At 62.6% G+C, this 20,393-nt stretch carries 15 protein-coding genes; 11 read left to right on the forward strand and 4 right to left on the reverse strand.

The genetic code is table 11. From position 1 onward, the window contains the following. Positions 1-21: 21 nt before the first annotated feature. On the reverse strand, positions 22-3,129 hold the full coding sequence (locus AC0KS4_RS24885; RefSeq protein WP_238955285.1) for an N-6 DNA methylase: 3,108 nt from the start codon (positions 3,127-3,129) through the stop codon (positions 22-24). A 308-nt stretch (positions 3,130-3,437) separates the two neighbouring features. On the opposite strand from AC0KS4_RS24885, the gene AC0KS4_RS24890 reads away from it, so the two are divergent. The 9 genes from AC0KS4_RS24890 (at position 3,438) to AC0KS4_RS24930 (ending at position 13,398) form a co-directional block, all read left to right on the forward strand. Further along, positions 3,438-4,028: a recombinase family protein gene (locus AC0KS4_RS24890; protein WP_238955286.1), complete on the forward strand. Its 591-nt coding sequence runs from the start codon at positions 3,438-3,440 to the stop codon at positions 4,026-4,028. Then, positions 4,015-5,190 (forward strand): DUF4238 domain-containing protein, encoded by a 1,176-nt coding sequence (locus AC0KS4_RS24895; protein ID WP_472408534.1) that lies wholly within the window; start codon positions 4,015-4,017, stop codon positions 5,188-5,190. Before AC0KS4_RS24890 ends, AC0KS4_RS24895 begins: the two co-directional genes overlap by 14 nt. A gap of 197 nt (positions 5,191-5,387) precedes the next feature. Beyond that, positions 5,388-5,672 carry a hypothetical protein gene (locus AC0KS4_RS24900; RefSeq protein ID WP_238955290.1) on the forward strand — a complete coding sequence of 95 codons (285 nt, stop codon included), beginning with the start codon at positions 5,388-5,390 and terminating at the stop codon, positions 5,670-5,672. A gap of 242 nt (positions 5,673-5,914) precedes the next feature. After that, on the forward strand, positions 5,915-7,681 hold the full coding sequence (locus AC0KS4_RS24905; RefSeq protein WP_238955292.1) for a putative alpha/beta hydrolase: 1,767 nt from the start codon (positions 5,915-5,917) through the stop codon (positions 7,679-7,681). Positions 7,682-7,819: 138 nt separating this feature from the next. Further along, positions 7,820-8,314, forward strand: a complete 495-nt coding sequence (locus tag AC0KS4_RS24910; RefSeq protein ID WP_238955294.1) for a hypothetical protein — start codon at positions 7,820-7,822, stop codon at positions 8,312-8,314. A gap of 296 nt (positions 8,315-8,610) precedes the next feature. Further along, the gene (locus tag AC0KS4_RS24915) at positions 8,611-10,044 is read left to right on the forward strand and encodes an NAD(P)/FAD-dependent oxidoreductase (protein ID WP_238955296.1); all 1,434 of its coding nucleotides are present in this window, start codon (positions 8,611-8,613) and stop codon (positions 10,042-10,044) included. Then, positions 10,037-11,134 carry a biotin synthase BioB gene (gene bioB / locus AC0KS4_RS24920; protein WP_275254015.1) on the forward strand — a complete coding sequence of 366 codons (1,098 nt, stop codon included), beginning with the start codon at positions 10,037-10,039 and terminating at the stop codon, positions 11,132-11,134. The genes AC0KS4_RS24915 and bioB overlap by 8 nt, the downstream gene beginning before the upstream one ends. Positions 11,135-11,173: 39 nt before the next feature. Then, a complete protein-coding gene (locus tag AC0KS4_RS24925) occupies positions 11,174-12,850 on the forward strand; it encodes an FAD-dependent monooxygenase (RefSeq protein WP_238957243.1) in 1,677 nt (558 codons plus the stop codon). 11 nt (positions 12,851-12,861) lie between these two features. Next, positions 12,862-13,398, forward strand: a complete 537-nt coding sequence (locus AC0KS4_RS24930; RefSeq protein ID WP_238955305.1) for a maleylpyruvate isomerase family mycothiol-dependent enzyme — start codon at positions 12,862-12,864, stop codon at positions 13,396-13,398. Here AC0KS4_RS24930 and AC0KS4_RS24935 read toward each other — a convergent pair. From AC0KS4_RS24935 to AC0KS4_RS24945, 3 genes are all read right to left on the reverse strand, one after another. Continuing rightward, on the reverse strand, positions 13,349-14,572 hold the full coding sequence (locus AC0KS4_RS24935) for a cytochrome P450 (RefSeq protein WP_238955306.1): 1,224 nt from the start codon (positions 14,570-14,572) through the stop codon (positions 13,349-13,351). The genes AC0KS4_RS24930 and AC0KS4_RS24935 overlap by 50 nt on opposite strands. Next, positions 14,559-15,971 carry an ABC1 kinase family protein gene (locus tag AC0KS4_RS24940; protein WP_238957244.1) on the reverse strand — a complete coding sequence of 471 codons (1,413 nt, stop codon included), beginning with the start codon at positions 15,969-15,971 and terminating at the stop codon, positions 14,559-14,561. The genes AC0KS4_RS24935 and AC0KS4_RS24940 overlap by 14 nt, the downstream gene beginning before the upstream one ends. A 91-nt stretch (positions 15,972-16,062) precedes the next feature. Next, a complete protein-coding gene (locus AC0KS4_RS24945) occupies positions 16,063-17,475 on the reverse strand; it encodes an ABC1 kinase family protein (protein WP_238955315.1) in 1,413 nt (470 codons plus the stop codon). Positions 17,476-17,546: 71 nt separating this feature from the next. Here AC0KS4_RS24945 and AC0KS4_RS24950 point away from each other — a divergent pair, with 71 nt between their 5' ends. Then, positions 17,547-18,161, forward strand: a complete 615-nt coding sequence (locus tag AC0KS4_RS24950; protein WP_238955317.1) for a TetR/AcrR family transcriptional regulator — start codon at positions 17,547-17,549, stop codon at positions 18,159-18,161. A 603-nt stretch (positions 18,162-18,764) separates the two neighbouring features. Continuing rightward, a complete protein-coding gene (locus tag AC0KS4_RS24955) occupies positions 18,765-20,072 on the forward strand; it encodes an ATP-binding protein (RefSeq protein ID WP_238955319.1) in 1,308 nt (435 codons plus the stop codon). The last annotated feature ends 321 nt before the right edge of the window (positions 20,073-20,393 follow it).

The following is a 20,393-nucleotide window of genomic DNA, read 5'->3' on the forward strand; positions in this document are numbered from 1 at the left end:
ACACGGCCGTTTGGGGTGACATCACGGATGGTGCTGTCCAGAAACCGAATACCGCGAATGATCTAGCTGGAGGGGCGCGAGCTCGGCGACTGCGGCATCGATCTTGGTGCTGATAGCTGAGTCATCCAATTTTGTCGAGATGAGTTTGCGGGCGATCTGAAACGTCCGAGAGGAGGACACGTCGACTTGCGCGGCGAGCTCTTCTGCTTTGGCCCCGAGCGCGGCGAGCTCCACGTGGAGCTCGTTCGTGTTGTCGTACTTTGGGAACGGGATGAGGAATACGTACTTGTCAAAGTGGCGCGCACCATAGAGGCCTAGCGTCTGCAGAGGTTTCACGCGCTCCAACAGTGTTCCCGAGTTCAGCACCGCGCATAGGTACCGCGCCTCTGACTCAGTCGAGACCCTGGCCCAGTACAGCGAGAAATCGATGATGGCACGCGGGTCCCTCACGATCGCCGCCGCGAGCTTGTTCCCCGTTTTTGTATAGACGACGCGGAGCGGGGCGACCGGGAGCTGTGAAGATAGCTGTCCGTGAAAGTCGATCCGATCGAGCAGCTTGCCTTTGTCCGATTCAGATTTATTCGCAGCCCACACCGCTTCGGCTCGGTCCCACCACGCCTTGAGGCCGGGGTGATCGTCGATAGCGGACTCCGTGAGTACCGCGCTGTCGTCGGTTGCGAGCACGGTGCGCCGCGGCTCCAGTGTGCGGAAAGGTAGCACGGTCAACCCGAGATAAGTCGGCCGAACAAACCTGGTCTCGACAGTCGCCGAGATCGCCGGCAGGAGTTTCCAGGGCTTGGGCTCGTAAGTACTCCGGCTGGAGATCAATGACACGCGTCCTGCGCCCGCACCGAGCGGTCCGGTGGGCGCTTCACGAACGAAGAGGGCCATCTGGGGAGCGAGGACTGCACCTTGGCGAAACTCCCGCTTATAAGGGGATTCCGGGAGCACGGCGCCGACATCGTGCGCCGTCACTGTGCCTTCGCCGATGGCGATCTTGTGCTGCGCCTCCTTCCACGGGATGTCCGGTCGCGCAAGGTAACCGGTCCACGTAATGGTGTTTGCGCCAATGGGAGAGGGGGACGCGGAACGCTTGCCTTGAACGACGCAAGACACCATCGGGAAGCCGGTGGTCACATGGGCCAAGTCCCAACTGAAACCAAACTGTACCGCCAGATGTTCCGAGTTCCTTGTCATCCACTTGCCGGTTCGGAAGCCTGTATGAGGTCGTCGAGTAAGGATCCCGTACGGCATCACGAACGCAAAGGTGCCACCAGGCCGCAAGTACAGCTCGACCGCCCGGACGACGAAGAGTGTGCTTAAATCACGGCTGGCCGCACCGAGCCCGCCTGTGAGCAGGTTGCGGGGCTTGGCGAGTTTCTTGTAGCGCTCCTGCGTTGCGGCGGGCATCTTTGCGTAAGCCAGCCACGGCGGATTTCCAATGAGAGCGTCAACACGGTTGTCTGGCTCGGCGAGCCATAGTGGCCGGATCAGGTTTCGGACGTAGTAACCCCAGATATGGTTCTTCCCCGACTTGTGCAGCGCACGCATCGTGGCGAACGTCTCGCGAAGGATTCCGCCCTCCTCGTCGGTGACCTTGAAACGCCGGAGAACCGGCTCGATTAGCGTGCCATTTTTCTTATTTGTGACGTCACAGGCCTTATCCGCCATCTCGGACACGAGACGGTCAAACCTGCTCGCATCGCCCAAGATGCTGCGAGGAAACACCAAGTCGTCGCCGAAGAGGACACCGCCGCCGCCCGCAATGATGGAGTCGCCTTCGGTGGTGATGGTGACGCGATCCACCCCGCCGATCAAATCGCGGGTCTGTTCCCACTGCAACGAGTCGCCGAGGTAGACCGGGATCGACAACGGACCGCGCTCGGAGTTTGTGAGCCTGTCAAGTCCGATCGCAAGGAGGTACGTGACGCGGGCGAGAGTCACGGCGACAGGGTGCACGTCCATGCCAATCACGCTGGCCGTGACATCGTTCACCGCTTGCGCGGTCGGAGTACCGGCCTCTTCCGCCGCGCTGAGGTAGCGCCTGATCGCATGGAACAGGAAGGTTCCAGAACCGCAGCTAGGGTCGGCGACACGGGAACCTAGCGGGTCTGCGATAGTTGTATCGACGACGCGATTCGCAAGCCAGTCCGGCGTGTAGTACTCACCGAGGCGGCGTCGTTCGGCGGGTGCGATCACTGATTCGTACAGAATCTTGAGCACGTCGTGCTCGACTTTCGACCATTCGAACCTAGCGATGCGCCGCCCGAGTTCGCCAACAAACTGCGGTCCGCCGTCCACTTGCACCACCCAGTCGAAAAAGTCTGCTTCGACGACACCGTAGATCTGGGCATTCTGGAACTCAGATCCAGAAGTCAACTGCATCGGTGTTAGGCCACCGCTGGGCGAGACGTCCCAGCCAATAGCCGCGTGCGCGATCAATTCCGAGGTGATCACCAGCAGGGTGTGATTGATAAAGAGGTCCGGGTCGTCAGTGAAACCCTTGCCGAACGCAGTACGGAGCAGCTTGGCCCAAAGCTCCCGTTTCAACTTAACTTCTACGTGATCGAGGTTCGCCTCGAACAGCGCAGCCAAGGACGCGTGGTCGAGGCGATGGCCTGGTGACTCGGCGCCGAGACGGTCCTCAATCTCCTGCGGGGTTGGTTTAATTTGGTCTCGTGTCGCCATGACCGATTCCAGCCACACGAGAAGCTGATCAACATCCGGTCCGCTGGGGCTTAGTTCCAGCACCGAAACCTCCACCAAGACGCCGTCTTTGAGGTTATAGAGCCGCCAGCCGGTACCGTCGGTGAGGATGCCGACGTAGCGGCTGCCCAGCTCGTTGTGGCGCTGCTGCACATAACCGGCGAGTTGCTCTTCGTAATCGGCAAGGTTCCCAACGCGGAGGTCCTTCTTCACCTCGATGACGACATGGCCGGCTTCAATGTCGATGCGCCGGCGGGTGCCGTCCGCGACCTGCGACTCAATCTTGAGGACGTCGTCCGAGCCAAGTCCCAGCCCGGCCGTCGTCAGGAGCATGTAGATATCGGCTTGAATCTCCGCCTCGGCGCGTACCGGGGTAAGGCGAGCGAGGCGGTTGACCGTTTCAATGACAAGTTCGCTAGGCACGGAATGACCCTAAGCAGTGACGCCGACCCTTCGGCGGTGAATCGGCTGTCAGTGTGTTTTGCGGCCGGGCGGGCTGCATCCCAAACAATCCTAAAAGTGCACGCCTGACCTCCCAGAAGGGTCGATTTCGGTTGCATGGCGGCTTGCGTGCTATTAAGCGCTGCGTTGAGTCTCAAAACTAGAGAAACGAGACCTGCGATCAGTGCCCCTCTCCCGGGTCATCCGCCCAGGTAGCGCTGTCTTATTTCTTGTCTCACATCGCGTGTCTCGAATCCCTACCGTCGGTGAGCAATGAGACAGTCATCGCTATGACGGCGATCCTCGGCTACGCGCGAGTAAGCACCACCGGCCAAAACCTCGATGCACAGCTCTCAGCGCTGACCGCGGCTGGTGTCAACGCCGGCCGCGTTTTCACCGACACGCTCTCCGGTTCGGCCAAGACCGCTCGCCCGGGCCTGGCCGCGATGCTGGACTACGCCCGCGCCGATGACATCGTCGTCGTCACCGCCATCGACCGCCTCGGCCGCTCCGTCGCCGAAGTCACCCGCACCATCGCCGAACTCAGTGAACGCCGAATCCTGTTGCGCGCCTTACGCGAAGGGATAGACACCGCGACCTCGACCGGTCGCGCGGTGGCAGCGATCATGGCCACCCTCGCCGAACTCGAGCTCGAGCTTGGGCGGGAGCGCCGCGCCGCATCTCGCGAATCTCGATGCCGACGCCAACTGCCGGCGACCAAGCCACACAAACTGTCGCTCGCCCGCCAAGACCAGCTCCGCAGGCTCGCGGCCACCGGTGAACCGGTCCGCGAGCTTGCCGAAGCATTCGGCATCGGACGAGCAACCGCTTACCGGTACCTCTCCGACAAGAACGAATCGCTACCGCATGGGTCCTGCTGACGAGACAGAGCACGAAGCTGCGCTCCGAGAGCTCTTGGAAGAGGCTCGTCGCAGCGGTGAATCGGCGTCTGCGCAAAAGCGGCACCACCTTGTTCCGGCTTTCTATCTCAAACAGTGGGCTGATGATGGAAAGCTGCGGGTCACTCACGTTGATGGAAAGCGGTCGTGGGTCACGACTCCCAGGAAAGCAGCAACGGAGACGGACTATTACCGGCTCGAATCCCCGGAACTCGACCCAGAAGAAGTACCGCCCCTGCTGTTTGAGGTGACTCTCAGCAGGGTCGAAAGGTGGGGTGCGGATTTCATCGACGCCGCCATCGTTGATCCGATTCAGGTACTCAGTAACGACGAGCAGCGCGTTCTCTTCTCTATTTTCATGGCATTTCAGTACGTACGAGGCCGTAACTTCCGGGCCTTTTCTCATGCATCGATGAACGACTACTTCAAGCTCACCTATGGAGAAATGACCGATGCCGGCATCACACATTTCTTGCAGGAGAGAGGTCAGGAGCCCACGCCCAAGGCGATTGCCGAGATGCGGCGCTTTCTCGACGGGCTCAACAGCGGCGACATCACGGTCGGTCCGCAGAAGGCGTCCGTAATCGGAATGTCAGGTCAGATGGTCGAGACCATCGGCCTGCACCTCTTCGCCCGGCACTGGCGCATCTACAGGGTTCCGCCAATCTTGGTGACCAGCGATGAACCTGTTGTTCCCATCAATGGCCCGTTCAGGCCTCGAGTGGAACGCGGTAGCGTCGGCATCGCGGGCGTCGTCATCTTTCCATTGACTCCTGGCTTACTCCTGGCCGCATTTGACGGCTACAAAGCTCGTCCTGCCGTGCCGGATCGACTGGGGCACTGTGACATTGCGGATATCAATCGTGAGATCGTAGCGGCCTGCTCCACCTATGCGTACGAAAGGCCGGGACGGAGAACCGCTATGGCGTTTCGGCTACCCCTAACGCCACCGCCGACAGCGACCAGCGAGCCGATCCCCGTTGTGGGCGGCGACGGCGAGTTCATCATTCGCAGTCACCGCCCGAGCAGGTGGTCGCTTGAAACGCACCCGCCCCCCTGGCCCGTCGAACGGTGGTTCTATGGAAGCTGGGCCCGCCTACCGCCAATCCCCAACCCCCCGCTCATGGTTCCTCTGCCCTACTGAAAAGACCGTCCCAAAAACCTTCGTTATCGAGACATAGCGCTGGGACGAAGCCTGGGACGGTCTTCGTGGTACGCCCTCATCGGCGATGTGATGACCGTCCGCCTGGGCTCGGAGTGTGCTGACATTGCCGCGACGTCACCGCGCATCGCGTTAGTCAGCAGATTCGGTGTATCGGGATACGCCGCTACCCTGATGGCGTGACTGGGAAGGTCGATCAGTGGGCCGACGACGACGGCGACGACACCGACTTCTGGTTGGCACTACCGGGCTTTCGTGAATCACTCATCGAAGCAGAAGCCGACTACGGCGCAGGCCGCACGTTCAGCGAGGAACACATCCGCGCTCGCTACGGATTGCCGCAGCGAGACGCAGACGAGGAGGAACTGCGCTTGCGATGCACGGCACACGGCAAATGGATGTCCGAGCATCCTGATGCCGTGGCGGCCGCGGAAGAGTGGCTGACGGAAACCTCGATGAACTGAATGACACCTGAAAGCAACCACGCCAGCGGGGTCTTCCCCCGCTCGAGGCGATAAGGCGAGCAGGCCTACCCGCGGTGAATTGACTGGCGAGCCGGCGACAGTAATCTTTTTCGCAGGTTGGGAAAGGGTGGCGATGCGTGTTGGTGCTGGTTTGCCGCATTCTTGCGCCGACGAGTCATGAGTGGTTCGGGGCGTCAGCAGATCGCGGTTGATCAGCGGCCCGGCGAGCAGCTGAAGATTCGATGCAACTCAAGTACATAAGTATTCCGGCGTTGATCGCCTTTGCGGGCGGTGACCCGTGGGCGATCAATCGAAGTTTGCAAGCGGGCAGCCCGGGGCAGATTTCCAACCTCGCGAATGCGTTCCATGCAGCGGGCCGCTCCACGGCGGAAGCAGACGCAACGTTCGCCCAAGCTCGCTCCCGCTTCGATGCTGCTTGGAATCACCAGGACGGCGACCATCCGATAAACGCCTCCGCTGAAGTGCAGCGGGTGACGAAATCCCTTGGCGCGCAGTCAGTGCAACTGCCGAAAATTGGCGCGGACTTGGAAAATATCGCGTCAACATTGGCCGAGGCCCAAAAGGCTGCCGCCGGCCAGATCGGCACGCTGGAAGCACAGCTGAAGGGGCTCGACGACATGATCGCCGAAGCCGTTGAGATAGAAAACACCCATCCTGAGCTCAGCGCGGCCGACCGAGATGCGCTCAATGGCTACATCACCTCACTCGAAGACGACGCCATCCGCGACACGAAAGCCGCGCTGGGCCAGCTGCAAGCAACACGCGACGGCTACTCGAACACGTTGCAGAACGCACTGGGAACCCTGAAGAGTGACGGATACGACCCCGCAGGTATCAGGGCGCAAGAAGGCCCATTGTCGCCGGCGCCCCCGCTGCCGGACGACCCGACGCAGTTTACCCAGGCATGGAACTCGCTCACCCAAGAGCAAAAAGACGCCGAATACAACCGCGATCATTTCATCGGCAACCACCCAGGCATGCCCTTCCCCGACCGCGACCACTACAACCGCATGCATCTGCCCGAGCTACAAAACGCCAACCAAGCCGATCTGGATCGCCTGCGTGCTGCCCATCCAGACTGGGCCAACGGAAAGACGCCTTTCCTGAAGACGAACGAATATCTGGAATGGCGACGGCAGTGGGATGCGGCCAATCGCGCACGCGACGGATACTCAAAGGTGAAAAATGAGATGGGACCGCCACCGGACAAGGTCCAGCCCGGCCAAATACCCAGATATCTCGGCATCATCGACGACAAAGGGCACGCCGCCGTCTCCCTCAACAATCCCGACACCGCCAAACGCAACGCCACCTTCGTGCCTGGGACTGGCCAAGACCTCACACGCTTCGATGCCAGCGCCGACAAATCCAGAGCCATGCTGCAGGCAACGATGAACGCCGACAAGTCTTTGCAACCAGGTGATGTGTCGGTGACGACCTGGATGGGCTATGACCGACCGATGAACGTCTTCGAAGCTGCATCGACCAGCTACGCCCACAACGGAGCCGCCGCTTTAGACGATTTCCAAGCAGGTATGCGCGCTTCCCACAACGACGCGGTCACCGGTGGCCGCCCCTCGCTCAACACCGTCATCGGACACAGCTACGGCTCGACAGAGGTGGGGGCAGCCGCACTTAACGGCCACCATCTCGACGCCGACAACGTCATCGCGGTAGCCAGCCCCGGCATGCTCACCGGGCATGCCAGCGATCTCAACCTCGACCCCGGTTCCCACGTATTTGCTACCCGCGCACAAAACGACATCATCGGCGTCGTCACCGGCATGACCCTGGGCCCCGACCCGATGAGCGCGGGTTTTGGTGGCACACCCTTCGAGGCAGCCCCCGGCAAGGCGTGGCCGTTCGGCCTACCGTCAATAGGAGCCCACGGCAGCTACTGGGACAACATGAACAACCCTGCCCTCATCAATATGGGCCGCATCATCGCTGGAAGAACAGACGTCACCCCGCCCACCTTCACACCATGAGAGACAATGCATTCAACGAAACTCCCCATAGCGGTCGGCGCTGTATTCGCGCTACTGGTCGCCTGCTCACCCACCAAGCCCGCCCAATCGCACGGGCCAGCCACACCATCTGGCGCTACCCTCATTCCTGGAGGTCCCATGGAACCGACCCCGGTCGTACCGTCACCGAAAATCCCGGCCAGTCAACAGGAAGCGCAAGACACTGTGTTGCGTTACCTGCAGCAAACGGTCAACGGACTTCCCAAGGGAAGCACCCTCGACGGCAGCCGCTACGTCGTTGGCGGCGATACCCAGTACTGCGAGGATGAGCCGAGCGGCCCAAATGCGCCGGTCAGATTTTCCGACTGGCGCGATATAAAAACGCCGCCGGGCATTGATTTCAACGCACTCGTGGCCCAGGTTGGGGACTTGTGGAAAAGCTGGGGTTGGCAAGTCATTGAACGCAACGGGTACGACAAACCGAACCGGTTCGGGTACGCCCCTGATGGTTACGTCCTGCAAATCACAGCTTCTTACCCGCCAACGTACCCACCGAGCATCATCGGCGCCTCACCGTGCTACCCAGGAAACTTGCGGCGCAACGATATTCAACGGAATCCACCAGTCATCACGCAAACGCAATCCTCTGGCTAGCCGACGCAATCACCGTCATTGCGGTAGCCAGCCCCGGCGTGCTCACCGACCACGCGGGCGACCTCCACCTCGGCCCCGCCTTCGTTCGTAAATACCAGCGACGCCCGGCCAGGCGGGCACTATCGGGACTATCGCCATCAACACTTCTTACTGTTACTTAACGGTACTCTTAATTTTCTTAATCTTGGTGTACGGTCACTCGTCATGGGCTTGCGAGGCCTTGGCGTGGGCGGTGATCACTCGGCTCGTTTCGAGGTCGTAATGCCCCGCCGATGCTATGTCGGAAGGGGCCGTAGGTGAGTGAGCGTGGTGAGCATGCGGTTGTGTTGGGTGCGGGGATGGCGGGTTTGCTTGCCGCGCGCGTTCTTTCGGAGTTCTACGACTCGGTGACGGTGGTGGAGCGCGACCCGTTGCCTGACCATCCTCATGAGCGCCGAGGTGTTCCGCAGGGTCGTCACCTGCATACCTTTTTAAGCCGCGGCACGCAGGTGCTGGCGGAGTTATTTCCTGGGGTGCTTGAGGAGATGGCCGCCGCCGGCGCCGTCGTGGTGAACGATGGTGAGCTGTCGCGGATCTATGTACGTGTCGGGCGCTGTGAGTTGAAACGGTCGGGGAGATTGGTCGACCCGGCGGGGTTGACGTTGTGTCTGGGGAGTCGGCCGTTCGTGGAGTTTCATGTGCGCCGGCGCGTTGCAGTCCTGGCGAATGTGGCGTTTCTCGATGAGCACGAAGTGCTCGACCCGATTGGTGTCGCTGGTGCCGTCACTGGGGTGCGAATCGTCAACCGCGCCAACGGGATGGTGACTGCGTTGGATGCTGATTTGGTGGTCGACGCCACGGGCCGAGCCGCGCGGACTCCGGCTTTCCTCGAAGCCTTGGGCTATGACCGGCCGACCGAGAAGCGGTCTCCGAGCGCAGTGGGCTATTCCAGCCAACGGTTTGCCATCCCGCATGGGTCGTTGACCAAGCAGTTGGTCATGTCGAATCGGGGGGTTGACCAGCACGTGGTGCTGCTGTTGGCGTGCGAGCACGACACGTGGGTACTGGCTGTCGGCCGATCGACCGATGCTGGCGGGGCGCCGGCTGACTTCGCCACCATGCTGGCCCTGGCCCAAAACGCCCTACCTGACACGCTCGCTGAGGCATTGGGCGATGCGCAGCCAGTTGGTGAGATCGCCATGTTCCGCAACCCGGCTGCGGTCTGGCGTCGCTACGACCAGATGGCGCGATTCCCGCGCGGATTGCTGGTAATGGGTGATGGTCTGTGCAGCCTCAACCCCATCCACGGGCAAGGCATGACGATGGCCGCACTCCAATCGCTGACGCTACGTGATTGTTTGCGCCTCGGCGATACCGATCTGGCCCAACGATTCTTCCGCGGCGCCACCCAACACATCGGCCCGACGTGGGCACTCAACCGGGCCAACGACCGTGCTATGTCGCCTCACCGTCAACAATCGGGGCGGCAGCGGCTACTCGGCCAGCTCGTCAGGGCGACGTTGACCGCCGCGGCCTATGACACCACCGTGACCGAACGCCTCTTGCGCGTGACTCACCTCATCGATCCACCTGCTCGACTGAATGACCCCGCACTGCTGCCTCACATCCTGGCCGCCAACCTGCGCCACCTGTTCACCGAGAGTCGAAGTTTGCTTGGCAGGGTCTCGATCAATTTCGACCGCGGACTCGCCGAGGTGATCGGCGACCGAAAAGGAGAAGCCCATGCATGACCCAACGGACCTGGCGGCGAACGGGTTTGAGCAACGACTGACGGCGATCACCTCCACCGCGCTACGGGCTGATCGCCTAGAGCGCGACGAGTTGTTGGCGGTGTTGGCCAGCAGTGATGACGATCTGCTCGACGTGATCGCGGCGGCCGGTCGCGTGCGCCGTAAGTTTTTTGGTCGGCGGGTCAAGCTCAACTACCTGGTGAACATGAAATCCGGAATGTGCCCGGAGGATTGCGGGTATTGCTCGCAACGACTCGGCTCAAGCGCTGAGATCCTTAGGTACTCCTGGATAGACCCCGAGGAGGCCGCCCGCCACGCGCACTGCGCGATCGACGCCGGCGCCAAACGCATCTGTCTAGTCGCAGCCGGTCGGGGGCCAGGGGATCGCGATATCGAGCGCGTCGCCGACACGATCGCCGCGATCAAAAACTCCGCCCCAGAAGTGGAGGTGTGTGCCTGCTTGGGGCTGCTGAAACAGGGGCAAGCCGAGCGGCTGCGTGAGGCCGGCGCCGACGCGTACAACCACAACCTGAACACCAGCGCTGAGCGCTATGCGCGGATCTGCTCAACCCACACCTTCACCGACCGGGCCGCCACGGTGACCGCTGCCAAAACTGCGGGGCTGTCACCGTGTTCGGGCGTGATCGTCGGAATGGGGGAATCCGATGACGACATCGTCGGCGTCGCACTGGCATTGCGTGAACTCCAGCCGGATTCGGTGCCGGTGAACTTTCTGATCCCGTTTGAGGGCACCCCCTTTGGCGGGCATTGGGAGCTGACCCCGCAACGGTGCCTGCGCATCCTGGCGATGTTCCGGTTCGCCTTTCCTGACGTCGAAGTCCGTATCGCCGGCGGGCGTGAAATACACCTTCGCTCACTGCAACCGCTGGCACTACACCTGGCCAATTCGCTGTTCCTCGGTGACTACCTCACCAGCCAAGGACAGTCGGGCCAGGACGATCGGACGATGATCGCCGACGCAGCCTTCGTGATCGAAGGCCTCGACGAACCCACCTTGCCGGTCGACCGCCACGACCTCGTCATCACCCGCCAGCGCGGCGCCGGCACCACCACTCCTGCCAACACCTAAGCCGCAACGAGGTGAAAATCAACCGTGTCGCACAAACCCGTGATCATCGTCGGGGGCGGGCCCGTTGGGCTGGCCGCTGCCCTGGAGCTCGCCAGGTTCTCTGTTTCCAGCGTTGTTATTGAGCGACATGATTCAATATCGTGGCATCCCAAGGCCCGCAATCTAAATGCGCGGACGATGGAGATCGCCCGCGGGTGGGGAAGTGCGGTGTATCGACGGCTGCGCGGCATCGATACTCCGTTGGGATGGAAGAGCCCGATGAGGTATCTGGACACGATTGTCGGTCAGCAGGTGGGTCAGATCGAGACGGGAGGTTTCGAAGGCCCCGGGCCGACGATCAGCCCGGCGCTGCCGATCATGTCGTCGCAGGACCTGACCGAAGCCATCCTGCGTGACGCGGCGCAGGCCACGGGAATCGTCGATCTTCGGTTCGGTCACCAGGTCACCGACGTGCTGTCCGGGTCGGGCGACCACGACGCCGAAGCGGCTGTGGCGGTCCGCGTCAACGCGACGGGCGATACCTACACGCTGGCCGGGGAAGCGCTGGTTGCAGCCGATGGTGTCGACAGCACGGTACGTCGCCAACTTGGCATCGCGTTGAACGGCGAGCAGGGCATCCATCATTTCGTCAACTGCTACTTCCGCGCCGATATCGAACGCCATGTCGGAGAACGCCGGGGCGTAGTGCTTTTCGTCGCCAACCCAGCCGCCGCCGGTCTGCTGCAACCACTCGACGCGCACGGCCGCTGGCTGTGCCAGATCGGCGTATCGCCTGACCAGTGGGTGCGCGAGCTCTGGGACGCCGAGCGGGTGCGGAGCTGGGTCCGCGGGGCGGTCGGGGTTCCCGATCTCGATGTCGAGGTGAAAGGCGTAGGGCTGTGGCAGATGAACGCCGCCGTCGCCGATCGCTGGGTCGCCGGCCGCGTGGTGTTATGTGGCGATGCCGCCCACCAGTTCCCGCCCACCGGGGGACTGGGCGTAAACACCGGACTGCAAGGCATGCACAACGCCATGTGGAAGTTGGCCTTCTGCGTCCGTGGTCTGGCGGGGTGGTCGCTGCTCATCACCTATGAAGATGAACGTCGACCACCCGCGATCACCACGATCGCCCAGTGTTTGCAGAATCACCGCAATCTCGCGCGGCTCGCCGCGGCTTACTACTATCCGGCGAGCAGTGACCTCAGTGCCGAGGAGGCCGAGCGGGAGAGCCGACGCTTCGGCAATCATTTCGGCGTCGAGTTCGGCACCGTGTATCACTCGACCGCCGTCATCGCCGATGGCACAACACCTCCCGACGTCGAGGACAGCTATAGCGACTACGCGCCCTGCGCGACTCCGGGCTGCCGCGCACCGCATGTCTGGCTGGGCGACGAATCTGAACCCGTCTCGACACTCGATCTATTCGGCGGCGGGTTCACGGTGCTAACTGGTCCAGGCGGCGCGATCTGGCGAAAAGCAGCCGCGGTTGCTGCTCGAGACCTCGGCGTGCCCATCGCCAGCTACGCGATCGGCGATCCCGGATTGGTCGACCACAACAACACATTCTTCGACCTCTACGGAATTGGCCGCGACGGGGCGGTCCTCGTGCGTCCCGACGGTTATGTTGCCTGGCGCAACCCAACCGGACACTGCGAGGGTGCCCCACTTATTCAAGCTGTCCGACAGATCCTCGATCGCCGGGCAGTGGGGCTGAGCGCCGAGGTCGGACCGCGCTAAGGGGAGTCGTTGTGACAGTCCGCGATGATGTCGATGCCGAACGCTCAGCCCTGGCTGATTCGTTAGAAGCCGTGGGCCCCCAAGCCGCAACCGCATGCGGCGACTGGACAGCATTCGACCTCGCCGCACACGTCGTTGCCGCCGAACGCGCGGCGGGCGTGCTCGCATTTTGCGTCCGGACATTGGCCGCACGCGGTGTCCAGTTTTCTCCAAGGACCGAGATGGCTGGTTGGGTGATTCGCCGACAACGACTCGTCGGCTATCCCGCGCTCATCGCCCGGCTGCGCGAGCCATCGCCGCGGCTGCTAGCGCCGCAACTGGCGACCTTCAGCCTATTTAAGGTGTTGACGCATCATGACGACCTCGTCACAGCCAACGGACTCACGCATGCCGTTCCCGAGCACCTCGCCGAGGGAGCCCTTGGTTGGTGCGGTATTAATCCCACCGCCTGCCTGCTACCCAGCTCGAGCCGCCAAATCCCCTGCCCGCCAGTCGGATTCATGTGCGGTGCCGGGCCCCTTGATTCAACGTCGTTGGTGCGGACATGAAGGTACAGGGGAGTGTCTGGGGTCCGCGGATGGCGGGGTTGTCGCGCCAGGTGGTATTCCCGCACAGTGTGGGTTGGCGTGCCAGGATGTGTTGGAGTGCTATGGCGGTTTCGAGGCGGGCCAATGGCGCTCCCAGGCAGTAGTGGGCGCCGTGGCCGAAGGTCAGAGGTGCTGGTCTGGGCGGGTCGGTGCGGAGTTGGTCGGGTTTGTTGAAGACGGCGGGGTCACGGTTGGCTGCGGCGAGGACGACGAGGGCGGGTTCGCCGGCGCGGATGGTGACGTCACCGAAGGCGTGGTCCTGCGTGGCGGTGCGCGCCACGGTTTGGACGGGGCCGTCAAGGCGCAGCAGCTCGGTGATCAATGGATCGTCTATCGTGCCGATGCTCTCAGCTGGCCGGGTGCCGTCACGCTGGGGTGTCAGGAGGCGAATCATTGTCGTGCCGAGCAGGTTTGCGGTGGTTTCGTGACCGGCGATGGCGATGATGATGGCGGTGGTGACGACGTCGTCGAGTTCGAGATCGGTGTCGGTGGCGATGACGCTGAGCAGGTCATCGCCGGGATGGCGGCGGCGGTCTGCGGCCAGTGGAAGGAATTCGGTGAGCAGCGCGGCTAGGGCTTCTGTGCCGTCTTCGGCGGCGAGGGCATCAGTTGAGTCGGCGAGCATTCTGGTGATGGCACCAGACTCCTCGCGGAGCAACCGTGCGGCCCCGATGTCGAGCCCCATCCAGGCTGCCGCGACGGCGATCGGTAGGGGCAGGGCGATGTCGGCCATGAAGTCGAATTCGATCCCGGTGGGAATGGAGTCGATCGTGTCTGCAGCGATGGTTGCGATGCCGTCGCGCAGGCCGGCGATGACGTTGCGGGTGAAGAAGTCTCGGACGGCGCCGCGCAGCCGCGAGTGGTTGGCGCCGTCGGTGAATAACATGTTGCGGCGCAGGATGTCTGGATCCGTTGCCCGGAGGACGGCTGGGGTGTTGGGGTTGGCCAGCGGATTGCTGGTCCAGCCAGGCCCGGCCAGAATCTGTCGCGCCGGGTGATAGCCCAGAATCAGCCACGCTGCGGCGGTGTCATTCCACACCACCTCGCGCTGGCGGCGACACTCCTCATAGAACGGGTAAGGGTCAGCGGGATCCCACGGCAGCCGCACTCCGGATTCGACGTCAGGGGTGGTCATGATGGTCCAATGCCCCGGGGAGGCCGCGTTTGCGTACCCACGTGTGGTGCAGCTTGCCCAGTTCAGTGATGGGTTCGGTGACGCCGTCCATGTCGTCATAGATTGCTCGAATCGGCAGCGTTGCTCGCAGACCGACGGCGACGCTGTTGAAGGCAAGAATGATCCGAGTGGTGAATGCGTGCTCTGGGGGCAGGTTCACCTTGGCGCCTGGGTGGTTGCGGTCGCGGATATCGAAGAATCCGCTGACGATCCGCGCGACGGCGTCGGGAGTGAACGTTACTGGTTGCGGCATGGTCATTGGATAGTTGGTGTATGAGACCCATTGCTGCAGTTCATCGGTAGTCAATGTTGAGTCAGCGGCGATGAATCCCAATTGAATCATCAGGTTGCGGCTGTCGCTGATGCGTCCGTCGATTGCTGCGCGTAGACAGGCCACCCACAACCATCGCTGTTTCTCGGGAATGATTGTGGTGCAGCCGAAATCGAGAAAGCCGACGGTGCCGTCGGGATGGAAGCGATAGTTGCCCGGGTGGGGATCGGAGTGTGACAGGTTGGCGTGTCGGAAGTTGCCATTGGAGAATCGCGCGGTTATTTCGGCCCAGGTGTTTCTCAGACTCTGGTCGGCCCGTTGTGCCGCTGAGTAGTCCATCCCGTCGAGGTAGGTCATCGTCAGCACCCGGTCACTGGATGCTTCGGGAATGACCTCGGGGATACGGATGAAGGGGTGGCCGCGGTAGAGCTCGCTGAACTTGGTGATGGCAGCGGCCTCGTGGCGATAGTCGACCTCCTCAGCAATCCGGGCGGATGCTTCACGCGCCAGGCTTTTGACGTCAACCTTCATTCCCGACGCCGCGACCAAGAATCTCAGAAACGTGGCGACCAGCTCGGTGTTGGCCAAATCGTCACGGATCGCCTGGGCCACACCGGGATACTGAATTTTCACGACAACCTCGCGGCGATCCGACAGCACGGCCCGGTGTACTTGGCCGACCGACGCCGCGGCCATAGGCTCATCACAGAATTCGGCGAAATGCTGTACAGCTGAACCTAGTTCTTTCTGCAGCACCTTGTGAACGAGAGTCGGATGCATTGGCGGCGCATCTGACTGAAGCCGGGCCAGGGCCTTCTGATAGGGCCAGTACCCGCCGGTGCCCACTGCCCGCGCGTCGACCATCGACAGAATTTGGCCGGCTTTCATCAACACGCCCTTGGAGTGGCCGAGCAGTTCGGTATAGCGCTCGGCGGTGCGCTCGTGAAACCGCTCGACCGCGCCGTCATCACCAGACTTCTCCCGAAGCCCCGCGATGAGCCGGCCCCCAGCGGCGCGGGCGGTAAAGCCCGCCAGCGGCATGGTGCGGCGGATCCGCCCGCCTGGAATAGGAGCGTCGTCGTGGGGCATGGTGTCCTTGCTGGTGGTGATCGCCGCGCCACGACGGGCCGGCTCCTCGTTGCCAGGTGGCCTGCGATGAAGGGCGGCCTCTGGCGAAATGTCAGGGGTGGTCATGATGATCCAAAGCCGCGGGCAGGCCGCGTTCGCGCACCCACGCGTGGTGTAGCTTGCCCAGCTCGGTGATGGGCTCGGCGGCGCCGTTCATGTCGGCCCAGATGGACCGGATGGGAAGGCAGGCGTGTAGGCCGGCAAGGATGCTGTTGGTGGCCAGCGCGATCCGCGAGCTGAAGGCGAACTCTGCGGGCACCGTCATCTGAGCGAGCGGGTGGGCCGCGTCGCGGATATTGAGGGACCCGGCAATCGTGCGAGTGACGGTCTCGGGTGTGTAAGTCACGGGCTGAGACATGCCCGTCTCATAGGTAAGGGTCGAGAGCCACGGCGCCAGATCTTCGGCGCGCAGTGCTGAATCGCCAGGGATGAAGCCCAATTTGGTCAACAGGTCGCGGCAGTCCTGTAGGCGCCCCTCGATGGCAGCCCACTGAAAGGCCACGTACAGCCAGCGCTGCTTCTCAGGAAAAGGGGTGGCGCAACCGAAATCCAGGAACCCAACGCTGCCATCGGCATTGAAACGGTAATTGCCCGGATGGGGATCGGCATGCACGAGATTGGCGTGCCGGTAGCAGCTGTTGGTGAATCGGGTGATCACCTCGGCCCACGTGTTTTTCAGGTCCTGATCGGCCTGTTGCGCGGCCGGGTAGTCCATGCCGTCCAGGTAGGTCATCGTCAGGACCTGGTCGCTGGAGGCCTCGGAGATGACCTCAGGAATGTGGATGAAGGGGTGCCCGCGGTAGAGCTCGCCGAACGCGGTGATCGTGGCCGCTTCATGGCAGTAGTCGACCTCTTCGGCGATACGCGCTGCGGCCTCGCGCGCCAGCGTCCGGATATCGAGCTTGATCCCTGATGCCGCGGTCATAAACCGCATGAACGTCGCCAGCAGTTCGGTGTTGGCCAGGTCATCGCGGATCGCCTGCGCGACACCGGGATACTGGATTTTCACAACAACCTGACGGCGGTCCGACAGCACCGCGCGGTGCACCTGGCCGACCGAGGCCGCCGCCATCGGCTCATCGCAGAATTCGGCGAAATGCCGTACAGCAGAACCCAGCTGCTCTTCGAGCACCTTGTGCACAAGCGACGGGTGCATCGGCGGCGCATCAGCCTGCAGCCGCGCCAGCGCCTTCTGGTAGGGCCAGAATCCGCCGGTGCCCACGGCACGGGCGTCGACCATCGACAGGATTTGGCCGGCTTTCATCAACACACCTTTGGAGTGGCCGAGCAGTTCGGTATAGCGCTCGGCGGTGCGTTCGTGAAACCGCTCGACCGCGCCGTCATCACCGGTGTGCTCGCGTATACCGGCGACCAACCGCCCGCCGACGGCGCGGGCCGCGAAGCCCGCCAGCGGCATGGTGCGCCGGATCCGTCCGTGCGGCACGGGTTGGTCGTGCTGCGCCATCTGGTCCTCCCGTGGGCCCACCGCGTGTAGTAGGCTCTTACCAAATGTAAGTGATCACTTTGGAGAGGTCAATGACTGCACCGGTGTCGACACGGGAACGGCTGGTCACCGAAGCGATGCGACTCTTTAGCGCCAAGGGATTTGAAGCCACCAGCGTGTCCCAAATCGAAGCCGCGGCAGGGCTAGCCGCCGGCTCGGGCGCCCTCTATCGCCACTTCAAGTCGAAGGACGCGTTGCTCGACGCCGGGATCGATCGCCAGCTCGACCGCCGCCAGGCCATGCGCGACATCCGCGCACTGTTCGCCGGACTCGGGGACCTGCACGCCGAACTGACCGTCCTGGGTCGCTACCTACTTAGCGTTATTGACGAGGAGATCCAACTCCTGCAGATCGCCGCCCGCACACCGGCCGGCCAATCGGCCCGCCTCGACACTGCCTACGCCGCCCTCATCGACGGACTCAACGTCGAACTCGCCGAATGGATCATCATCTGGGTGCCCAAGCTCACGCCACATCAACGCAAAGTCCTTGCTGCACTTGGAATCAACAGCATCCTCGGAACTCGCGTTGCCACTACTCTCTTTCATCAGCCTGAGGCCCGCATACCCGACGATCAGTACCTCTCCGAGTGGACAGCAGTCTTTACTGACCGAATTCGATCGCTCTCACAACCACATGAGAAATGATTTCTTGGAGACGACTCGCGCTAGTTATGACCGTATAGCAGAGCCGTACGAGCAGCGCGTCGACCGCCACCTGCGACGAAGAGCAGCGCGGCCCTCGGATCCTGTTTGCGACCGGCTGACTTATTGGGCCCTGGGAGGGCAAGCGAGTGCGACGATTCGACTTTCCGTCTTCCTGCGCGGCCGGTTTGCAACTCCTTTGCCGACTACTTCGGATGAGCCACTCCCGGGGCATATAGAAGCGTACTACTAGCTGAGCGGGAAAGCAGTCCCCTGATGGCCGTGGCAGCCGGGTCTGCCACCAAGTAGACCTCGCCCGGCGCCGCGAAAATAACGGGATGGGTGGCTCAATTTTGTGGCGCCGGTTCTGGGCATGGACGGCTCGGCGCGCCGCGTAGGACGACTGCCCTGCGCCCGAAGCGCGCGTCGGCCCTCGTGCTGCCGCCGGTGATGCAGCAAGCCTCGCCCGGCAGGTAGCTGTTACCTGCTGTTGCTGGAAAAAGGTCGGCGACCCTATTGCGCCCCGCTATGTCCACGCGGGCCAAGGGTGTCACGCGGTGGCCGGTTCCATCGGGCCTGTCGGTAGGTGCGGGCATACTGCCGACCATGTCCGATGTTGAACCATCAGCCCTGGCTGCGGTGTTGGCCGGTGAGGATTCGTCGGTTCGGCGCGCGGTGCAGTTAGTCGGCCAAATCTTGACCGGGTCGGTCACCACGCAAGTGACCCTCGCGGGGTTTTTGCATGCTGTCTTGGGCCGTTCGGGCTCGGATCTGGTTTGCGAGTCACGGCGGTTGTCCTCGATCGGACACGTCGCGGCCGGATTGGCCCTGGCAGCCTTGATCGACCGCTTCGATCCCCCGATCGGGCCCAGCGACGACGACGAGCCACCGACCTGGGCGCACATCGAGATTGGCGACAAACACCTAGCGCCGCCCGCACGGCTGTCGGCGTTCTTCACAGCTGGCCAGCTCGCCCCCGCGCCCGTCGTGGTCCGACTTAGTTCATCGACGCTGTACTCCGATACGCCACGGCTGCAGGTCTACACCACCCCTGCCGATCGCGGTCATGCCGTTTCCGTGATCGAGGCGATCATGACCGACGCTGATGGCGCCAAAAACCTCTACCGTGGTCGAGCGTTGACTGCATCCGAGAACAACGGCCTGGTTCTTGAGGTCACGGAGATCCCGCCCCTTAGCCGCACGAATGTGATTGTGCCCGAGTCGGTATGGGAAGAGATCGACCTTAATATTGCCGCGTTGACCACCCACCGGGAGTTGATGACCCAGTTGGGGCTCGGAGTACGTCGGGGAATCTTGCTAGCCGGACCGCCCGGCGTCGGCAAGACCGCGATCTCGCAAACCATCGCCGCTGAACTCGTCGGGCCGTTCACCGTGATCAATGTCGATGCCCGCGCAGGCAAATCAGTGCTGTCCGCCGTGTACAAAGAGGCCCGTGCACTAGGGCCGGCCGTGATCGTGCTCGAGGACATCGACCTCATCGTCGGCAATCGCCGCCACCACGGCGAGGCTCGTCCACTGTCGGAGTTCTTGGCTGTCATGGACACAGACCCCTCAGCGCCGATCTTGACGCTGGCTTCCACAAACGACGTCGCGGCGTTGGACGCGGCGGCGATCCGGACCGCACGATTCGACTCGATCATCGAGATCGGCTATCCCACACGCGAGGCGGCCGCACAGATCCTGACCACCTACCTGCGCGGCATCCCCGGAGCCCAATCCGTCGATGCCAGCCAAGTCGCCGCCCACCTCAATGCCGAAACCAACGGCGCCGACATCCGCGAAATCGTTCGGCGTACCGTCCTAGCCACCGGGACGGTCACCGAGACGGCGCTCCTGGCCACCATCCGGTCCGGCCGCTTCAAACCCGAAGTACCTCAAGGCACCTACCTGTAATCGACAGCGCAGTCCTCGGCTTAGCCAGTCACCGGTCGGCGGTACGGACCCGTAGAAGCGACCAGCGCGGCGGCGTATAACGACATGGTCGATTTGGAAACCATGGCAGAGGTCCTGCGCGGTCAAGTTCTTACTAGCCGCCGCGACACGCCGTAAACCGTAAAGCGGATTTTGCGTCGAGGATTAGCGGTCTAGGCGCCCTCCTTTAGTCGAGATTCTGACGTCATGCGACAGCACCCAGTGCACGATGTCGACATGGCGGCGCAAACTGGCTTTAGCGCCAAAGATGCTCAACAGCAACAAATTTCATCGCCGGTTGCT

The sequence above is a fragment of the Mycobacterium sp. NTMscope_MAC_12 genome, from assembly GCF_976985675.1.